Source organism: Rhodococcus sp. 21391, from assembly GCF_016772255.1.
GTDB lineage: Bacteria > Actinomycetota > Actinomycetes > Mycobacteriales > Mycobacteriaceae > Rhodococcus_F > Rhodococcus_F opacus.
The window spans coordinates 2,320,062-2,338,277 of sequence record NZ_CP063781.1 but is presented as its reverse complement, the minus strand read 5'-3'; the positions used below and the strand labels follow the sequence as shown (position 1 = coordinate 2,338,277).

Genomic DNA, 18,216 nt, shown 5'->3' with positions numbered 1-18,216 from the left:
TCCGTACTCCCCAGCGCCGAACGATCCGGCACACGGGAACGAACGAATGGAGACCTCCGAAGATGCTGAACAAATCGATCCTTGCGGCGGCCGGCGCCGGCACCGCGATCGCGCTGATGTCGGCGTGCGGCACCGCCACTGACGACGCCCAGACTCAGCCGTCGGCGACCCCGGCTGCCGCCGGGCAGGTGGAGCTCGGCACCCGGGACACCGCCGTCGGCACGGTGCTCACCGACGGAGACGGTTTGGCGCTCTACCGATTCGATGAGGACACCCCCGGCTCCATCCGGTGCACCGGCCCCTGCGCCGAGATCTGGCCGCCCTCGCTCGGAGCACCCCGGCCCGACGCCACCCTCGCCGCCCGCACGGGTGCCACGACGCGGCCGGACGGAACCGTCCAAATCACCTACGACGGCCACCCGCTCTACCGGTTCGCGAAAGACACCGCCCCCGGGCAGACGCGCGGCGACGGCATCAAGGGAACCTGGCACGTGGTGACGGTCGACTCCGCCCATGGATGACGCCACCGCACCCCCAGTTGGGGCGCCACGCCCGGCGGTCAGTCGGCGCAGTGCGCTGCTCGGCCTGGCCGCGGTCGGCGCGATCGCGGCAGTGGACGTCGGCGGGTTCGTCTGTGCGGCGGGGACTCTGGACACCGACGCTTTGACCCCGGCACGGCTGACCGACCGGTTCGAGGAGGTCGCCGGGCACCACGACGGGTTCCGGCGCAATCACGCCAAAGGAGTCGGCGCGACCGGATATTTCACCGCCACCGGCGCCGGGTCCGCGGTCTCCACGGCCAGCGTTTTCCGGGTCGGCCGGATCCCGGTGACCGGCCGGTTCTCACTCTCGGGCGGGAATCCGTCCACTCCGGACGCCGACGCCACGGTCCGCGGGCTGGGGTTGGCGTTCGACCTCCCCGATGGCGAGCAGTGGCGCACCGCGATGGTCAACACCCCCGTGTTCCCCGACCGGACACCAGACGGCTTCTACGAGCGGTTGCTCGCATCGAAAACGGACCCGGCCACCGACAAGCCCGATCCGGGTCGCATGGCGGCGTTTCTCTCCCGCCATCCCGAGACCGCGGCGGCGATGAACCTCATCCGACAGCATCCACCGACCTCCGGATTCGACGACAGCACCTTCTACGGTCTCAACGCCTTCCATTGCACCAACGACACCGGAGTCACCGTTCCGGTGCGATGGACACTGGCCCCTGAGCAACCGGCCCGCTCCCCCGGCCTGCCGCCGCTGCCGGGGCGCGATTACCTCTTCGACACACTCACCGCGGCAGTCTCGCGTGGGCCGTTGCGGTGGCGGATGTTGCTCACGATCGGTCAACCCGGCGATCGGACCGACGACGCCACCCGGCCGTGGCCGCCGACCCGGCAGGTCCTCGAGGTCGGCACCGTGACCATCGACGCGGTCCAGACAGAAGCGCCGCACACCGCGCGGGACCTCAACTTCGACCCGCTCATCCTCCCAACGGGCATTGCGCCCTCGGACGATCCCCTGCTCAGCGCCCGGTCCGCGGTCTACACCGAATCGTTCACCCGCCGGTCCGGGGAGCCCAAAACACCGGCCCTCGTCGATGTGGATGGGGTGCGCGATGACCGCTGACCCGACCGACCACCCGCTCCGGTTCGCGCCGACCGTCCGGTTGCTGCATTGGGCGATGGTGGTCATGGTGATCGCACAACTGCTCGTCGGCGCCGTCATGGTGACGACCCTCGACCACTACCATCTGCTGCGCTCGGTGCACGTCCCGTTGGGCGCCGCGATCCTCGCCCTGGTGATCGTCCGAATCGGCAATCGGCTGGTGTGCCGCACGCCCGCACCACCCGCCATCATGAGACCGGTCGAGCGCCGGGTCGCAACCGCGTCGGAGTACCTGCTCTATGCGCTGCTTGTGATCCAGCCACTCACCGGGTGGGCCATGCTCTCGGCCGGCGGCTACCCGATCATCCTCTACCAGCATCTGCACTTGCCCCCGCTGCTTGCACCCGATCCCAGCGTCTACGCGTTGTTGAGACAAGCTCACACCGCATTCGCCTACCTTCTGTTCTTCACCTTCACCGCACACATGTCCGCCGTCCTCTTTCATGTGCTGGTCCTGAACGACAGGCTCCTCGACCGGATGGCACCGTGGCGCACTCGCCGAAAGTCCTCGCCTACCGCGTCCCGACCGGCACCTGCGAGGATCGTCGATGATATTGCAGCAGAGCAGGATCGAGAATAGCAATGCCCGCAGCATCGAGGCCGAGACCGGCGTGCGACTCGTGGCGGTAGCGCAATGGAGCACCAGTTTGGCGAGTCGATGAGCGGGAACATGCCCCAGACAGGGGTTCGGCCGGGAATGCTCTCACATTCTCGGCCGGATCTCTGCTTCTCGAGTGTTTCACCGTTGCCGATTACTCTCTCGATCCGCAACTACCAATGTACGCGCGGATGGCGGTCCACCGCAATGCCTCGCCTCTGCGGTTCATCGCTGCGAGCTGGGCAGTGGGCTACTTGACCGCCGTCAGGTACGTCGATCGCTTCGAGAGATCGACAAGTTCTTCGGGGAGGTCCCGAACCGGCCGCCCGTAGGCAGCCGCCAGCTCGAGCGAATTGGACCGCCGCACCGACCAGCCGTGCCCGGTCAACCACTGCACCGGATCGGCCCGCTCGTCACCGTAGAACAGCTCGGAGATGTCGATGTCGCCGAACGGATTATTGGCGGAATACTTCGCTCTGATGGCATCGAAGCGTTGCAGGTCGGTTCCCGCCGCGAAGTTGTCCACGGCAAGGTGGCTGCCGGGGCTGGACAGTTGGTCGATCCGCTCGAACAGCGCGTCGTGCGCCGCCCCCGGGAGGTACGCCAGCAGCCCCTCCACCGACCAGGCGGTCGGCTTACCAGGGTCGAAGCCTGCAGCGTGGAGCGCGGCAGGCCAGTCGTCTCGCAGATCGACGGCCACCGGGCGACGATCTGCCTTCGCTCTGGCCCCATGATCGGCGAGGACCTCCTCTTTGAATTCCAGCACCTGCGGTTGGTCCACCTCGAAGACCGTCGTGCCGGTCGGCCAGTCCAAGCGATACGCCCGTGCGTCCAACCCGGCCGCGAGGATCACCGCCTGCGACACGCCCGCGCTCGTAGCCGTCGAGAAGAACTCGTCGAAGAATCTGGTCCGACTACCCATGAAACCCGAGACCGGCATGTCCCCGAGGGACGACGGGTCGGCCAACAGCCCGGTGAAATGCGGTTCACCCGCCGCTTCGACGAACCACCGCGCGAAGTCGTCCTGGATCAACGCGTCGGGGCGAACTGTCTCCAACGCCCGGAAGGTCGCCACTCCCAACGCGGTCAGGCCCACGCTACTGACGATGTCCCAACTGTCTCCATCAGTTCGCATCGCTGAAGCACCCTCCCGAACTCGTCGCAGAACCGGAGCCGACGATCGAGCAGGGCAGAGCGGCGACGAGGCCAGAGAAGTTCGGCGAGGCCTCACCGAAATCCGGGCCCAGCGTGATCGACCGAACCCGCGCAATTCTACGCTCGGGGCCATCGGAATCAGCCGGAGCCGATTCGCCGACCAGCACCCGCTTTGTCCCATCCTCGGACAAGACCGACGCGACCAGGCCGAGTGGCACAGGACCGAACATGTGGTGTACAACATAGTCGGCCACGATGTGAACCAGATCACAACCGTGACCGTGAGGCACACATATCGGTAACCGACGAAAGCAGGACACATGGCGACAACCTCGTTTGCCCCGACGACTCCCACCGGACGGCAGACGCCCCGGCACAGCGGCACGATGAGCACCGCGGAGATCAAGTCGAGGATCGAGGCCATGTTCGCCGACGACCGCAGGCCCACCCGCCCCGCGGTCACGAACTGACGAAATCGCCCGACGAGGGAATCGGATGGAACACCGCGTGACGTGTCCGTCCGCTCCCCCGCCGCGCGTCGCACTCGAAAACGTTGCAGCACAAGCAGAGATGCCCCGCATCTCGGGATGACGACCGGCAAGTTTACGGATGGAACGATGTCCAACAGTGCGCCGACAGTCTCGCGGATCAGTTGAACCGCTCGATCGAAATCGACGACTGTGGTCTCGAGCCGCTCACGTTGACCGAGCAGCATGGTGATCTCGACGAGCTGCGACGATCCGGAATGCAATCCGGCTGCTGCAGAGGTCCGGACCCGGCGCCTTACGAAGCCCAGTCCGCAGGACAGGGGAAGAAACGAGAGTTTTCGAGCACTTCGGCATCGATCTCATCGAATCCATCAGGTAAGTTCACACGCCCGAGGCGCATCGCCAGGACCGGGACAAGACTCTGTCCCCCGGTCAGGACCTTGCCCCTCGCCGCCCGCGGACTCCAGAATTTTGACGGCCTCGGCGATGCTGGAGGGACGGCTTTAAGAATGGTGCAGCCTTCATGGGTGCATCCTCACTTCCCACGAATTTCGGCACACGGTTCTCGGCTCGGGCAAGCTGCCTCTCAGCGAAGTCCGCGCTGGTCCAGCACTGATCGAACTCGGCATCGAGCCGGTCGTCCCAGCTGTCGGGTTCGGTCAGCGCCTGCACCGCACGCTTGGAATACATCAGCGAGAGCGGTGCAAAGCAGGCGATCTCCGCCCCATCACCGCGGCGCAGAACGCCCCCTGGCGGGCCCGATTCCGGTGCCCGGCCGTCTGCCCGGCACCGGCATCCCGACCCGACCCGACGAGACCGCGGCTCACACACCCCCACCGGTGTGCTCTAGAGCAGGTCCGGTCACCGCCGTACTCACCCCGCTGCTGCGCCGATCGCGGTCGCCGGAGGCGTGCGGATGGCGCACTTATCGGTCTGCGGCGATCATGTGCAGTCGTTCCGGCGCGCTGAGCGGACTAACCCGGATGGCCTGACGATCCGGTGACGGGAACGTCGGTGCCCTGCGACATTCGATCGCACCCCTGCAGCCAGCGCGACGCTACCACCGGGCACCGGCGCGCCTCACCTCCGGAAAACCTGCATCCAACTGCATGCGCCCCGACACCGCTCACACGAAAAACAGACCACCGTGCCGCTTCTTCGGTGGGCTCCCCCGGTCAGCTCCAGCGCCGTGGCGGCTCGGGTGTGTCGCTATCGGCGGTCACGGTACTGCTCGGCGATCTCGTCGGCGGCCCGTGCCAGCCAGGTCAGCTCCCCCACCGATCCATCCCCGAGCAAGAGCAGATCCGCCCATCGGCACTGCGGCCCACGGACGCACACCGACGCCAACCCGGACGATCTCTCTGCGCCCGGGCGGGTGGAGTTCGGGAGGATCGGTACCAGGCGAGTCGATCGGTCCGCCGCCGAATCGGCTCTGCCAGAACCAACGCCCGCACTCGAATGCGCGATATTGAAATCGGCGAGCGTGCACCGACGGCCGCACCACACGCTGAACAAGCATCGAACCTCCAGTCAATCTGCGTAATGAACGGTGGCAGATAACCACATCCGCCACGCAGGACTGGGCGTCTCACTCGTTCGAGTTCAACGTCAAGGACACCCTACGGATGGAACTAGATAACGATCGATTCTCGACAAGCTGGACGACTGGAGGCGGCTCGAGTTCAGTCAGTTACCGACACGTTGCCTCCGCTCCGTTTAGCGCCCCTGGAACGGGAATGCCACCGGGGGCTACCGGGTTCGTTCTGGTCAGGGTGCCCCGGTCGAGGAAACGCTATCGAGACGCGCCTTCGATGCTCGTCCGGCGGTAAACTCCCTCGCTAGGAGAGAAGGACAACTTCGGCCTGATCCTCTGATCCCCAACGCCCACAGCCGATCGTGTCTCGTCCTCGTGACGCACCGTGGTTCCGGGTATCTCCGCGTCGGCGCTAGGCTGTCCGAGGGCTCTCATCGTCGGGCTTGCCCGGGCTCAGGACTGTGAATGGGCAGCGACGGAAACGGGATGCCACTAGCGTTGTTTCGCACCCACTGGCGCTGTTGATGACCTTGTGCTCTACAACAGTCACTCCTGCACAGGGGACGCTCGAAACTACAGGGAATGGCACCGCGCTCGGATCCACGACCCGATGTCACCCCCCATTTCGGTCGAAAGTTGACGCAGACACGAGACGTCAGATCATCTCCACGGCAGACCGACTTCCTCGGTACCCATCCGGGAATCGTTCAGCACGTCCGAAAGCACCAGCCGTATCGAGGCGGTGTTCGCCGATCGGGAGGAGCCGGAGAACCAGCAGGACCGACCACGCTGATCGGGCTCGGTGCGGGTACCCGCACAGGACCGGTGAACACCTGTTCTCGATGGGTGCCGATCCGCCCGGTGCGCACTGTGTTTCATTCATCAACCACACCAAGGACCCTGAAAATGTCTACTCGAATTGCCGCCGCGCTCTCCGCGGTTGCCATCACCCTGTCCCTCGGCGCCCTCACCACGCCCACAGCTTCGGCCGCACCGGCAGTACCCGCCGCGACTCCTGCCGCCGGGTCGGTGACGATCTGCTTCGGTGTACCGCTGGGATCGGCCAGCCTCAATTGGTGCTTCTGACAAAGCCATACTGCGTGTGAAAGATCTTGCACGCCGCGGCTGCGACGCCGGGATCCTGACCTTCCCGGAGTTGAACTCATTCGCTGTGAGCACATCCGGTGCCCTGAGTTTTCAGCGCCGCCGGTCCCTGCGGTCGTCCCGCCGATCGTCTCGCCGATCGGTACGGCGCCTGACTCCGTGTGCCACCACCGCCGCCGTGGCGACCGTGGTGGCGGTACGCGCGACCGGGGCGGGTCCGATCACCGCTGCCCGGCGCAAACGTCTGGCCGCTAAAGGCATGTCAGGCACCGACTTCCTCGTCTGATTCGATTGCGGCCAGCAGGGCCTGCACCGGGATGCGCCCACTTGCCACGAGTTGTCCACCGGCGCGGCGCGTGGCCGACGCGAACGGTGCGGCCCACGTGTTCTCCCATACCAGCACGGCCGCTGTACTTCCGGGGTCGATCGCCGCGGCGACCGCGTCGACGTCGTCCTCGCTGAGGAGCATCGCCAACTCGGTCTCGTAGGACCGCAACTCGCCGATCTCACTGTCGTCGAGGTCGGAGAGCTCATACGCTTCGAGTGACCCGTCCATGTCCTTCTTCAGAAGTAGAAGATCCAGGACACGGACTATTCCGCGTTCGACGAGGTCACGAGTGCGGGTGCGATTTCCCCGTTGAACTTGCTGCCGGGGAACTCCACCACGATCCAGTCGACTGGACCGAGCTCGTCAATTTCTTCGGTCATGTTCGCCACATCCTCCTCATATTGTCGATTCTTGTGGGGTGCCATGTGTGAGCAGGGCAGGCCGGGGAACCAGTTCCACCAGGAACAGCGCCACCACGGTGACCATCACGACCAGTTCCGACGGGTACCTCCAGAACACGAGAGTCATCGTGGCGATGGCTTCACGCGCGTGTGCGGCACGACCGCGAGCGGGTGCTTGGCCACACCCGACCCCTCGGACGTGTGTGGTGCCTGCTCTCCACTTCAGCAGGATCACCTCGGTGTCCGATAGGGCTGAACGACCCCTTGACGTCGGGCATCGTGCATGGCGGGGCGCACAACACACGGTGGGAGACGGATTCGGTCGATTGGTAACTCCGCCAGTGGCCAACCTCGTCGACGATGCCGTGGCCGGACACGATGGGCCGTCGACCGGGGCAGTTGACTGTTTCTCTCCTGCTCGCCGCGACCCCATCGCGTCGGTTCGCCGCCGTTACTCGAGGGAAAGCATGGCGGCTGCTTCACGCTCGAGGTCGACGAACGGCTCACCACTGACGTCGACGGCGACCCTGTTCAAGGTGCCGCCGGTGAACGCCCACGGGGCGGTACCCGGATAGTCGTCGGTGACGGGTTCGCCGGCGTCGCGTCCGGCGTTGAGTCCCTCGCCGCCGATCCCGAATTTTCCTGCCTGGGTGTGGATCCGGCCCTCGGCCACCTTGCGGTCACCGTAGTAGAGACTCAGGACCCCGTGAGCATGGCCGGGTGGGTTCTCACCGTCCTTGTCGAAGGACGCCGCCAGGATCAGGCTCTCACCGGTCGGCAACTCCTCGTCCGCTCGGATCAGCTGCTGTTCGCTGCCGAGGAAGTTGTACACGTAGTGCAGCCGGTTGTCTTTGACATACAGAGCGTGCCCACCGAAACGTCCGCCGTGCGAGAACAACACTCCGGCCGCCCCCGGGCCGGGGATATCGACGAGCGCTCCGATCGAGTACGAGCGGTTACGGACGCTGACCGCCACGTGATTCGGGCACCTCTGCCCCGCCCGGCCGGTAGACGTAGCGGTTGCGTGGCGGCGTCAGCTGCGGTCGAGGGGTCAGCAGGATTTCGATGGGCAAGCGGTCATCGAGCGGCAACGCCTGGTTCGCGCCGGCCTCGTGGAACCACAGTCCGACCAGTTCGGCGAGTCTGCCGGGTTCCTCGGCGGCGCGGTCGTGGAGTTCGGATCGGTCGGTCTCGGTGTAATAGAGCTCCCAGGCGTCTTCCGAGAAGTGGCTCCACCCACTGATCGCCGGGTGTGTGGTGACCGCTTTCCAGCCGTCGTGCCAGATCCCGCGGGTGCCGAGCATCGAATAGAACTGGGTGTGCTTCGCGGTCGGAATGGTGGCGGCGTCGAAGCTGTAGCGCATGCTGACACCCTGGATCGGGTGCTGCGTATATCCCTTGACTGTGTCGGGGAGTTCGATCCCGAGGCAGTCGAGCAGCGTCGGCACCACATCGGTGGCGTGGTGGTACTGATCGCGGATTTCGCCGCGCGCGGTGATGCCGGCCGGCCAGGAGATGATGCACGGGTCGCAGGTGCCTCCGTTGAACGAGTAACGTTTCCACATCTTGAACGGCGCGTTGAACGCCATCGCCCACCCGTTCGGGTAATGGTTGTAGGTCGGGTGCTGCCCAAATCGTCGAGCAGGGACAGGTTTTCGGCGAGATCGTCCGGGACACCGTTGAATAGCTTGTTCTCATTCACCGAACCGTTGGGTCCGCCCTCGCCACTGGCCCCGTTGTCGGAAACCAGCACGATGATGGTGTTGTCGAGTTGCTCGATCTCCTCGAGGTATGCGAGCAATCGGCCGATCTGATCGTCGCAGTGCGAGACGAACCCCGCGTACACCTCCGCCATCCGGGCGAACAACCGCTTCTCATCGCCGGACAGGCTCTCCCACGGGCGGGTGTAGTCCATCAGAGGGAACGGCTTTCCTTCAGGGCCGCTGCGTGTTTCTGGGCCGCCGATCGGATTGAGCGCGGGCAATTCGGTGCCGGGCGGTATCAGACCCATCTCCTTCTGGCGGTCCAGGATCTCCGCGCGCATCTCCTCGTACCCAGCGTCGAAGCTGCCCCGATACCGGTCGGTCCACTCCTTCGGCGCCTGGTGCGGAGCGTGCGCACATCCGGGGGCGTAGTAGAGGAACACCGGCCGGTCCGGGGCGATTGCCTTGACATCGCCGAAGTACTCGAGCGCCCGGTCAGTGATGTCGACACCGAAGTGGTAACCCTCCTCCGGGGTGGCCGGTTGCTCGACCGGGTGATTGTCGTGCACCAGGTCCGGATACCACTGGCTGGTCTCGGCCCCGAGGAATCCGTAGAAGCGCTCGAAACCCCGGCCGATAGGCCAGTTCCGCTTCGTGGAGGCCAGGTTCATCTCGTCCTCGGCGCACAGATGCCACTTGCCGACCATCGCGGTGGAAAATCCCTGCTCGACCAGGATCTCGGCGAGCGTCGCGCCTTCCGGGGGAATGTGCCCGTTCGCGCCCGGGAACCCGACCGCCGCCTCACTGATGCACGCCATCCCGTTGGTGGTGTGGTTACGTCCCGTCAGCAGGCAGGATCGCGTCGGGGAGCACAGGGCGGTGGTGTGCCACTGCCCGTACCGCAGCCCGTTCGCGGCGATCCGGTCGATGTTCGGGTCTCGATCGGCCCGCCATAACACCCCAGCGCACCGAAACCCACGTCGTCGAGCACGATGTACAGCACGTTCGGCGAACCCGGAGCAGCTTTCGGCTGCTCGTACGGACCCCAATCCGGAACCGAATCCCGAATGTCGACGTTGACGATTCCGCGGAACGGTACAGCCATGATTTGGCTCCTTGATCGGGTTGGCCCTCCTTCTCACCACAGCACTCCAGCCCCGACGATGGCTAGGGCCGAACGGCAAAGCAGTTTCATCCCGGAACGGGCGACCTGAGAGGACCATTGCAGCCAGCTATCCGTCTTATCGTTGGTCGCCTGCCAGCCGGGGCAGGGTCAGCGTCGTCCGGTGACGTGCTCGATGTCGAGGACGAGGTAACCATCGGAGGGCTGGATCGTCCACGGGGAGGAGCCTTCCTCGCCATCGTGTTGACCGGCCTCGCCCTGCGCATCCTGTCCCTGCCCGACGAGTCCTGGGCGCGGTGACAACCGCTGCCGGATGCACCGCGGCGTCGGCGGACTGCTTCCCCGACGGACGCGGCGCCGCCCGCCGGAGTGGCCCCAGACATCGGTGAACCGGCCGGAGTGGCGGAGTTACGCATCCTCGCGGCCCGGACGCCTCGCGGACGTGCCTATCCGAGGCGATCCGTCCAGCCGGGACGCCCCAACGCCACGACGATGAGGGCGACGTCAATCGCAACGCCCCACAGGAGCTGACGATCCCAGAAGAGCACCAGGGCGATGAGCGAGGCGACGGCGGACCCGATCGCCAGCCCTGGCCAGATCGATGCCAAACCCGGTACTCCCCATACAGCGAGGGCGAGCAGCGCGAACCCCGCGACGGTTAGCGCGACGAGGGCAATCGCGACCGGTTTCCAGGTCGCTTCCGAGATCAGCCATGACCGGTCGAGCCGGAACGGCCACGCCGGATCGTCGCTGGGTGCGAACCACATCAGGTGGACCAGGCCGTGCGCAACGAGGAGCACGCCGAGGAAGAGTCGTACAAGAAGCTCCACCGGTCGCCTCCTCTCGCGCTCCCCGCCTCGACGCCATAGCAATCGCCCTTGCGCTCTTCACGTGCGAACGCCCAAAGCAAGACCACCGAGGGCGATGTAGTACTCATCCGCCGCACCGCGGGAAGGTCATTCTGGACGGAAGGACGCAGGTTCTGGGGTCGCCCGCTTCGCGCCGTCCCGCAAGCCGAACCCCGAACGGTGAACACGCACGGCAGGAGGCGATCATACTCCGACATGGACAGGCCGGCTGCTTCGGCACACCGGATCAGCTCCTCGATGTTGTCGGGATCGTCGCCGCGGGCGAGACCGGTCCGGATCGCGGCGGCGATGGCCCGGGTACGCCCGGTCGGGCCCCGAACGTCGGCGAGTGGGCTGGCGAGGTTGCGTCGCCGCAGGTCGTACTCCACCCTTCTCCACCGATGCTCTGACGGCCCGAGATAACAATCTCAGACACTGACCCACGACGGCGTGAGGACCGTCGCGGGCGGTTGCGCTGCGCCCACGCCGAGAACCGCATGGAAACCGTCCACGATGCAGTCGGTCATGACCTGGAGGTCCGGGACCGATGCCGTGTCGGCGTTGATTCCCATGCAACAGGTGTTGGTGTGGGACATGAGGGTGACGTTGAGGGCGGTGCCGAGCGTGGGTCCGAAGGCGTAGTACCGCTCGATCTCGGCGCCGGCGACATACATCGGGATCGGGGAACCCGGCACGTCGGATGCGAGGAAGTCGACGTGTTTGAAGACCGAGGCCAGATAACTGGACGGAAGCACGTTGAGTGCGCCGGCGATGGCGCCCGACAGCGGGACCGCGGGGTCGTGGCGCGATGCGCCGACGATCTCGTGGATCCGATGCATCAGTTCGGCTGGGTCGGTCACGTTCGCGGGCAGCGCGAGCCGGACCAGCGTGATGCGATTGCCGCCCAACGGGTCGGCTTCGGTGCGCAGGCTGACCGGCACGGTCGCCCTCAAGTATTCGACGTCAGCACCGTGCAGGGTGTGATATTTCCGCAGCCCGAGCAGGATCGAAGCGAGGAATGCGTCATTGAGTGAACCGTCGGTGCGCTTCGACGCCTGATGCAACGGTTCGACCGGAACGTCGATCACCGCGAACCTCCGCCTGAGGCTGCGTTCGGTCATGACGGGGGAAAGGGTATCCGGGATGGGACGCGCGAAGCGAACGACCGCGGCGGCCGTCGTGGCGGCGGATTGCACCGCGCGGATGGGATTGACGAGCGCGCGGCGCACCGATGGCAAGGCGGCACCGACGGCCTTCCGCGCCAGCTCGAAACCCGTCGCCACCTCCCATTCCACCGTGTCCGCGAGAGCGCTTGTCTCCGTCGGCACGGGAGCATCCGGCAGCGGGCCTCGATCCGTCCCCCCGCGGGCGAAATCAACTATCTGGTCTGCGATCTGGATACCGCCGAGGCCGTCGGTCAACGAATGGTGAACCTTCAGAACCAGCGCGGCCCGGCCGTCGTCGAGGCCGCTCAGTAGCGTGAAATGCCACAACGGACGGTCGCGGTCGAACGACTCCATTCCCGATCGCCGCGCGACATCGAGGACCGTCCTGATGTCGGCGGGGTCGGGTAGCGCCAAGCGGCGCAGATGCCACGACAGATCGAAGTCCGGATCCACCATCCAGTGCGGTGGTGCCAACCCCAACCAAGCCGGGACGAGCTTGTGCCGGAAATTCGGGACCACCCGGCTGGCTCGGTCGATCATGTTGACGAAACGGCCCCAGTCCGGTGTGGTGTCGAAGACGATGACGGCCACTATCGTGGACCGCAGGATCGGGTCCCGTTCCATTCTCCAGGAAAAGAAGTCCGGCTGGGTCATATGCGATTCGCGCGCGTCCGCCATGAAGATCCGCCCTTGCGCCTGTGCGTGATAGTGCCTCATCCTCGACGCTAGTGATTCACGACTGGACTCCAATAGAGTCGTTCGTCCGCTCATTGCCGGCGAAGATCCCCTGTATTTACGTCTCCGCGCCGACAGTGTTCCGGGGCGTTGCCAGTGCCTGCCGGCCATCACGGTAGCCCGCCAGCATGAACTGGGCCCAGTTCCGGGTGCTCAGAAACTGTCGGTAGAAACCGACGCCACGCACGGTCTCGTAGGGAACGGGCTCGATCATCGTCACCGTAGAGGCCGACCGAAGCCGGGACAGGTTTTCCCGTGCCAGCTCGATCTGCTGGCATGTGCGCACCTGGCTCGCGACGTACAGGATGCTCGCCCGCCGATCCTCCCACCCGGTGGCGTCTTCGCCCTCGAACCCGGGCGGGTAGAAGCCGTTGACTGCCAGGGTGAGGTCGCAGGGTTCCTCGATGTCGAGAACGGGATGGACCGGGAAGATATCGACGATCCCACCGTCGCACCAGTGGAAGCCCCCGAACTCGACCGGCTGAATGAACAGCGGCAACGCGACGGCCATGCGCACGGCGCGCGCCACCGGCAGATCGGGGTAGGTACCAGACCCGAGATACACGAGACGATTCTGCTCGACGTTCCAGATCGGCGCATACGCCGGAATGGGCATCTCGCCGAGCGTCATGTCACCGAGGAGACTCTGATAGACGTTCTCGATCGCCTCGCCGCGCAGGATGCCGGCGAATCCCCTGCCGGCCGTCGGTGCCACGCTGAGCAGCTCGCGCCAGCCGACATCGAGATAGTCGTCGGGCCGCAGTCCGAGGACGAACGCGGCGACTTCCTCGGCGGAGAATCCGGCGGCGACCGGGAAACCGAACATCGCCGACCCAGAGCACAGCGAGATGACGGCGGGACGGACGCCGCCCTCCTCGAAGGCCCGCGCCACCCCCACCACGGACGCGAGCGCACCACTTCCTCCTGTCGCGACCAGCGCCACCCGTTGACCCTTCGCCACCGTGGTGGGGTACGGCGAGAACGGCGGAAAGGGCCGGAAGTGCTGTCCGCGTGTCGCGTCGGGCAGTGGGAGCACCGCCCGACCGGCATCGGCGAGGAACCCGGCATCTTCGCGTACCCCCTCCAGCAACTCGCGCGTGCGGGTGATGACATTGAAGTACTGCCGGAGCCGGAAGACATCGAGCACAGCGCTGAGCATGTACTCACTGTGTGCGTTCACGGCTGTTCCAGGCCAGAGTCGTCGGTCCCTAGAATCACGCTATCGTCGCGAAACGCGCGGCACGACGGGATCGGTCAGACGTAGAGCGTGTCGATGCTGTCGGCGAAGCTGTCGACGACAATCGTGCGGCGCAGCTTCATGCTCGGTGTCAAGTCGCCGGCGTCGATGGACAGCTCTCGGTCGATGACGCCGAATCTCTTGATCTGCTCCCAGCGGTTCAGTCGCCGGTTGAGTTCGTCGATGTAGCCACCGATCAGTTCGTGCGTTTTGTCGTGCCGTGCGATCTCGGCGAACGACTTGCCGCCCAGCCCGTTCTTGCCTGCCCATTCGGTGACGGCCTCGGCATCGAGGCTGATCAGCGCGACGCAGTAGGGCCGGCTCTCGCCGTGCACGATGATCTCCCCGACGTACGGGCAGATGCCCTTGAACGTCGCCGCGATCGCGGACGGCGCGACGTACTTGCCCTGCGACGTCTTGAACATGTCCTTCTTGCGGTCGGTGATGCGCAGATAGCCGTCGGCGTCGATCTCGCCGATGTCGCCGGTGTGGAACCAGCCGTCCGGCTCGAGCGCCTCCGCGGTGGCGTCGGGGCGGTCGTGGTAGCCGGTCATCACGCCGGGGCCTTTCAGCAGGATCTCGCCGTCGTCGGCGATCTTGACCTCGGTGCCGGGGAAGGGCCAGCCGACGGTTCCGAAGCGATAGGCCTCCGGACGGTTGATACTGGACGCTGCCGCGGTTTCGGTGAGACCGTAACCCTCGAGCACGATGATGCCGACGGCATCGAACCACTGCGCGACCTCCCGATCCAGCGCTGCCGCCGCCGAGACGAAGAAGCGCAGCCGACCGCCGAACCGCTCCCGGATGGTGGAGAACACCAGCCGGTCGGCGACCTTGTAGCGCAGCGAATCCAGCCGCGACGGTTCCTCGCCTGCTTGTTTCGCCTTCGATACCCTCAGCCCGACATCCATCGCCCAGTCGAAGACCCTCTTCTTCAGCCCGCCCTCCTCGGACACCATGCCCTCGATCCGCGCGCGGGCTTTCTCGAAGATGCGCGGAGCCGCACCCATGAAGGTGGGATGCACCACGGCGATGTTCTCGACGATCTTGTCGACCCTGCCGTCGATGGCGGTGGGGAAGCCGATCTGCAGCGGCAGTGCCAGCATCACCTTGCCGAAGGCGTGGGCCAGGGGCAGCCACAGATAATTCAGGTCGTCCGGACCGAGGATGTGAAGAGCATCGACGGCGGCCGCGGTATACGTCCATGCCGAATGGGGCAGGATCACACCTTTCGGCTTACCCGTGGTGCCGGACGTGTAGATGATGCTCGCCACGTGTTCGGGACGGATCGCATACGTGCGCTCGGTCACGACGTCGGGGGATTGTGCGACAAGCCGCCGGCCGCGCTCCTCGACGTCGGCAAGCGTCAGCACCCAGTCGCCGTCGCCCTCGCCGTCGATGATCACCACCGTGCGGACGCCGGGCAACTCGGCGCGATGCTGTCGGAGCTTGTCGACCTGGGTCTGGTCCTCGGCGAACACGACGCGGCTGCCCGAGTTCGACACGATGAAAGCGACGTCGGGGGCCTTCGTGGTGGGGTAGACCGTGGTCGTCGCAGCCCCGGCGCACATCACGGCGAAGTCGACGAGCACCCATTCGTATCGCGTCGACACCGCCACCGCGACCGGGTCTTCCGATTCGACACCAAGCGCGATCAACCCGGCGGCGAGTATACGGACCCGCTCACCCACCTGCCCCCAGGTGACACTCATCCAGCCGCCACCGGACAGGAACCGGAAGGCCTCCGCCTGCGGGGTGGTGCCGACACGATCGAGGAAGAGGCGGGCAACCGACGGGGCTCGATGGTCGATCTTCGCTTGATCGACGACTTCGTCCGCGGGGCTCAGCGCAGCCATATACCCAGTCTAGGGGTCTTATGCGGCTGCGTCGCCTGCCTACCAGGCCGGTGGATGCCTTCCTCGTCGACGGTCCCGTCTCCGATTCTGGCCACACTCGGCCAACTTCCCGGCGGTGCGGGGTGGGCGTTCGAAATGAAGTGGGACGGTCAACGCGCCGTCACCACCGTCGACAACGGTGTAGCCCGGAGGTCAGCCGCAGCGGAAATGACATCACTGCCACCTTTCCATGCTGTCCCCCACCACACAGCTCCGCAACGAGGCGCCCGTCACGTACTACGTATTCGACGTCCTGGCCCTCGATGGCAAGTCCACGACCGGGCTGCCCCACCTGCGGCGACGGACCGAACTCGACGACCTCGCGCTGTCCGGGCCCCGCCTGCAGGTGCCGCCGTACTGGACCGACGTCGACGGCGAGCAGATGCTCGATCTCGCCCGTAGACATCACCCCGAGGGAGCAGTCGCATAACGCGTCGACTCGACGTATCAACCCGGTCGCCGCTTCCCCGCCTGGATCAGACAACCACTACGCGCCAACACCGAAGGAATCATTCGTCGGCTGGGTCGATGGCACCGGAGCCACCCACGACGGCATCGGATCACTCCTCCCCGCCGCATACGACGACAACCACCGACTGGTCTACATCGGACATCTCGGCACCGGATTCACCACCGCGACACGGTAATCACTACGAGGGCAGCTCGCTGCGATAGAACGACCCACGACTCCCCTCGATTCACCGCCGCCTGCGCGGGACACGAAGGGTGCGCGCTGGGTCGAACCACGGTTGGTCGGCGATGTCGAGTACCGCGAAACACCAGCGGGGGGCTGCGTCACCCGAGCTGGAAAGGCCTCCGTGACGACAAGGTGGCCAGCGAAGTCGACTTGCCGGGACGGCATTGAGGCGTGTGGCAATGGCCGTTCGGACATCCCTCTCGGGGTGCTTGTGGTCGAGGTACCTGCCGACGCTCTGTTTGCGGCGGCGTAGCGGCTTGGACGTGTTAGCGGGTGCATGATCACCCTGCCGCTGGACATGTTCGACGAATCGGTGCTCACCAGCGAATCGACGCACGTCCACTTCGCGGCGGGCACGAGGTGCGCAGCGGGGGCGTGAACGCAGAATCCGCGGTCGATTTTTGCTGGCACTGCGGTCGGACGGGCTCGGCGACGTCGGAGGTGCCCTTCGGGAGGCCCTGGGTGAGGCGCGTCGTGCCGACGTCGGCAACGGAGGTGCGCACTGTCAGCCCGGCACTGTGTATTCGTAACGGATGATCTGCTCACCGTCCCAGCGCTTTCCCGTCATCGTCACCGTGACGTTGATCCCGTCGTCGTTGATGTTCAGTACGCGGCCGCCCCCGGGGGAAAGGGCCGTCTGGTCGACTCCCCCCGCGACTACGCGAAGGCTCCGAGCAGCAGGAGCGAAAACAACCGGCGAAGCCGCCCTGATTGCGCGGCGTGCACCGCTTGGCCACCGCGCCCCACACGCCCTGAACCCGACCGCCCAACCCGACGAACTCGCCGGCGGCCGATTCGACTCCCGCGACGGCAGCCACGCCTACCTCAACCTCGCCGACAGCCCCGACGGTGCGATCGCCGAAACCATTTGCCGGGACCTGCCACTCGACCCTTCGATCGCCCGGATCGTGCCCGCCTCCACCGTGACGGGCCGCACCCTGACCGCCCTCACCGTCACCCGCACCCTCACCACGGCCGCACTCCACGGCCCGCACCTGGCCTCGGTCGTCTGGCTCACCAAATGCGAAGCCCGGCACTACGTCACGACAAGACGGTGGGCCCACACCATCCGCGCCGCCGACAACGACATCGACGGACTCGCCTTCCGGCCCCGGCACAACGACGACACCCTCGCCTGGATCCTCACCACCGACCCCGCGATCACACCCCACCCCGACCTGGCAATCGACCCCACCACCACGCCCCTGCCGCTCGACCACGGCCCCGGCCGCGACCTCGTCGCCCGCATCAGTGCCGACCACAGCGCCATCCTCTCCCCCAACCCGACCTACGTCCGACGTGCCGCAACACCCGGCGGCACGCCTCCGGTGGCCAGGAGAATCCGGCACCGCCGGCATTCATCAACTCCCGCAGCTTCTCCAACATCCCCACCCGGAGGTCCGGGCAATCCACCACGTTCTCAAACACCTCGCCCGCGGACGCGTTCCGTCCACCGGGGCATGCACAACGCGGTCTAAGATCCGAATAAGGAAATCTCGTAAAATATTCGGGTACAATAAGTTCGCGTCGCAGAAGCTCGGTGAA

At 65.9% G+C, this 18,216-nt stretch carries 15 protein-coding genes and 1 pseudogene; 8 read left to right on the top strand and 8 right to left on the bottom strand.

What is annotated here, in order from left to right; all coding sequences use genetic code 11:
- Positions 1–62 precede the first annotated feature (62 nt).
- The 3 genes from GO592_RS10940 to GO592_RS10930 are packed head-to-tail and all read left to right on the top strand — an operon-like array spanning position 63 to position 2,239.
- Positions 63–521 (top strand): COG4315 family predicted lipoprotein, encoded by a 459-nt coding sequence (locus GO592_RS10940; RefSeq protein WP_007299410.1) that lies wholly within the window; start codon positions 63–65, stop codon positions 519–521.
- Complete coding sequence (locus GO592_RS10935) at positions 514–1,620, top strand: catalase family peroxidase (RefSeq protein WP_007299409.1); 1,107 nt, start codon at positions 514–516, stop codon at positions 1,618–1,620. The genes GO592_RS10940 and GO592_RS10935 overlap by 8 nt, the downstream gene beginning before the upstream one ends.
- The gene (locus GO592_RS10930) at positions 1,610–2,239 is read left to right on the top strand and encodes a cytochrome b (protein WP_007299408.1); all 630 of its coding nucleotides are present in this window, start codon (positions 1,610–1,612) and stop codon (positions 2,237–2,239) included. The genes GO592_RS10935 and GO592_RS10930 overlap by 11 nt, the downstream gene beginning before the upstream one ends.
- Before the next feature lie 268 nt (positions 2,240–2,507).
- Here GO592_RS10930 and GO592_RS10925 read toward each other — a convergent pair whose 3' ends face one another.
- Positions 2,508–3,392, bottom strand: a complete 885-nt coding sequence (locus GO592_RS10925) for a class I SAM-dependent methyltransferase (RefSeq protein WP_007299407.1) — start codon at positions 3,390–3,392, stop codon at positions 2,508–2,510.
- 340 nt (positions 3,393–3,732) lie between these two features.
- Here GO592_RS10925 and GO592_RS10920 point away from each other — a divergent pair, with 340 nt between their 5' ends.
- The gene (locus tag GO592_RS10920) at positions 3,733–3,882 is read left to right on the top strand and encodes a hypothetical protein (RefSeq protein ID WP_167332386.1); all 150 of its coding nucleotides are present in this window, start codon (positions 3,733–3,735) and stop codon (positions 3,880–3,882) included.
- A gap of 2,458 nt (positions 3,883–6,340) precedes the next feature.
- Positions 6,341–6,520, top strand: a complete 180-nt coding sequence (locus tag GO592_RS10915) for a hypothetical protein (RefSeq protein ID WP_172650982.1) — start codon at positions 6,341–6,343, stop codon at positions 6,518–6,520.
- A gap of 280 nt (positions 6,521–6,800) precedes the next feature.
- Here GO592_RS10915 and GO592_RS10910 read toward each other — a convergent pair whose 3' ends face one another.
- The 3 genes and pseudogenes from GO592_RS10910 to GO592_RS10905 form a co-directional block, all read right to left on the bottom strand.
- Positions 6,801–7,106, bottom strand: coding sequence for a hypothetical protein (locus tag GO592_RS10910; protein ID WP_443218439.1), 306 nt, complete (start codon positions 7,104–7,106; stop codon positions 6,801–6,803).
- A 156-nt stretch (positions 7,107–7,262) separates the two neighbouring features.
- Positions 7,263–7,385, bottom strand: coding sequence for a hypothetical protein (locus GO592_RS45800; RefSeq protein WP_257225826.1), 123 nt, complete (start codon positions 7,383–7,385; stop codon positions 7,263–7,265).
- A 333-nt stretch (positions 7,386–7,718) separates the two neighbouring features.
- Positions 7,719–10,075: pseudogene (locus GO592_RS10905) on the bottom strand (arylsulfatase).
- 186 nt (positions 10,076–10,261) lie between these two features.
- Here GO592_RS10905 and GO592_RS45795 point away from each other — a divergent pair.
- Entirely contained in the window at positions 10,262–10,393 is a 132-nt protein-coding gene (locus GO592_RS45795; RefSeq protein ID WP_272943284.1) for a hypothetical protein, read from the top strand.
- A gap of 146 nt (positions 10,394–10,539) precedes the next feature.
- Here GO592_RS45795 and GO592_RS10900 read toward each other — a convergent pair whose 3' ends face one another.
- The 4 genes from GO592_RS10900 to GO592_RS10885 form a co-directional block, all read right to left on the bottom strand.
- A complete protein-coding gene (locus GO592_RS10900; RefSeq protein WP_039952288.1) occupies positions 10,540–10,923 on the bottom strand; it encodes a hypothetical protein in 384 nt (127 codons plus the stop codon).
- 446 nt (positions 10,924–11,369) lie between these two features.
- Entirely contained in the window at positions 11,370–12,731 is a 1,362-nt protein-coding gene (locus GO592_RS10895; RefSeq protein WP_007299343.1) for a wax ester/triacylglycerol synthase domain-containing protein, read from the bottom strand.
- Positions 12,732–12,900: 169 nt separating this feature from the next.
- Positions 12,901–14,001, bottom strand: a complete 1,101-nt coding sequence (locus GO592_RS10890; RefSeq protein WP_039952300.1) for a patatin-like phospholipase family protein — start codon at positions 13,999–14,001, stop codon at positions 12,901–12,903.
- A 95-nt stretch (positions 14,002–14,096) separates the two neighbouring features.
- Positions 14,097–15,935, bottom strand: a complete 1,839-nt coding sequence (locus GO592_RS10885) for an AMP-dependent synthetase/ligase (protein ID WP_007299345.1) — start codon at positions 15,933–15,935, stop codon at positions 14,097–14,099.
- A 229-nt stretch (positions 15,936–16,164) separates the two neighbouring features.
- Here GO592_RS10885 and GO592_RS44235 point away from each other — a divergent pair, with 229 nt between their 5' ends.
- Both GO592_RS44235 and GO592_RS10875 read left to right on the top strand, forming a co-directional pair.
- On the top strand, positions 16,165–16,404 hold the full coding sequence (locus tag GO592_RS44235) for a hypothetical protein (RefSeq protein WP_007299346.1): 240 nt from the start codon (positions 16,165–16,167) through the stop codon (positions 16,402–16,404).
- Positions 16,405–17,204: 800 nt separating this feature from the next.
- Positions 17,205–18,149, top strand: coding sequence for an RES family NAD+ phosphorylase (locus GO592_RS10875; protein ID WP_007299347.1), 945 nt, complete (start codon positions 17,205–17,207; stop codon positions 18,147–18,149).
- Positions 18,150–18,216: the final 67 nt, after the last annotated feature.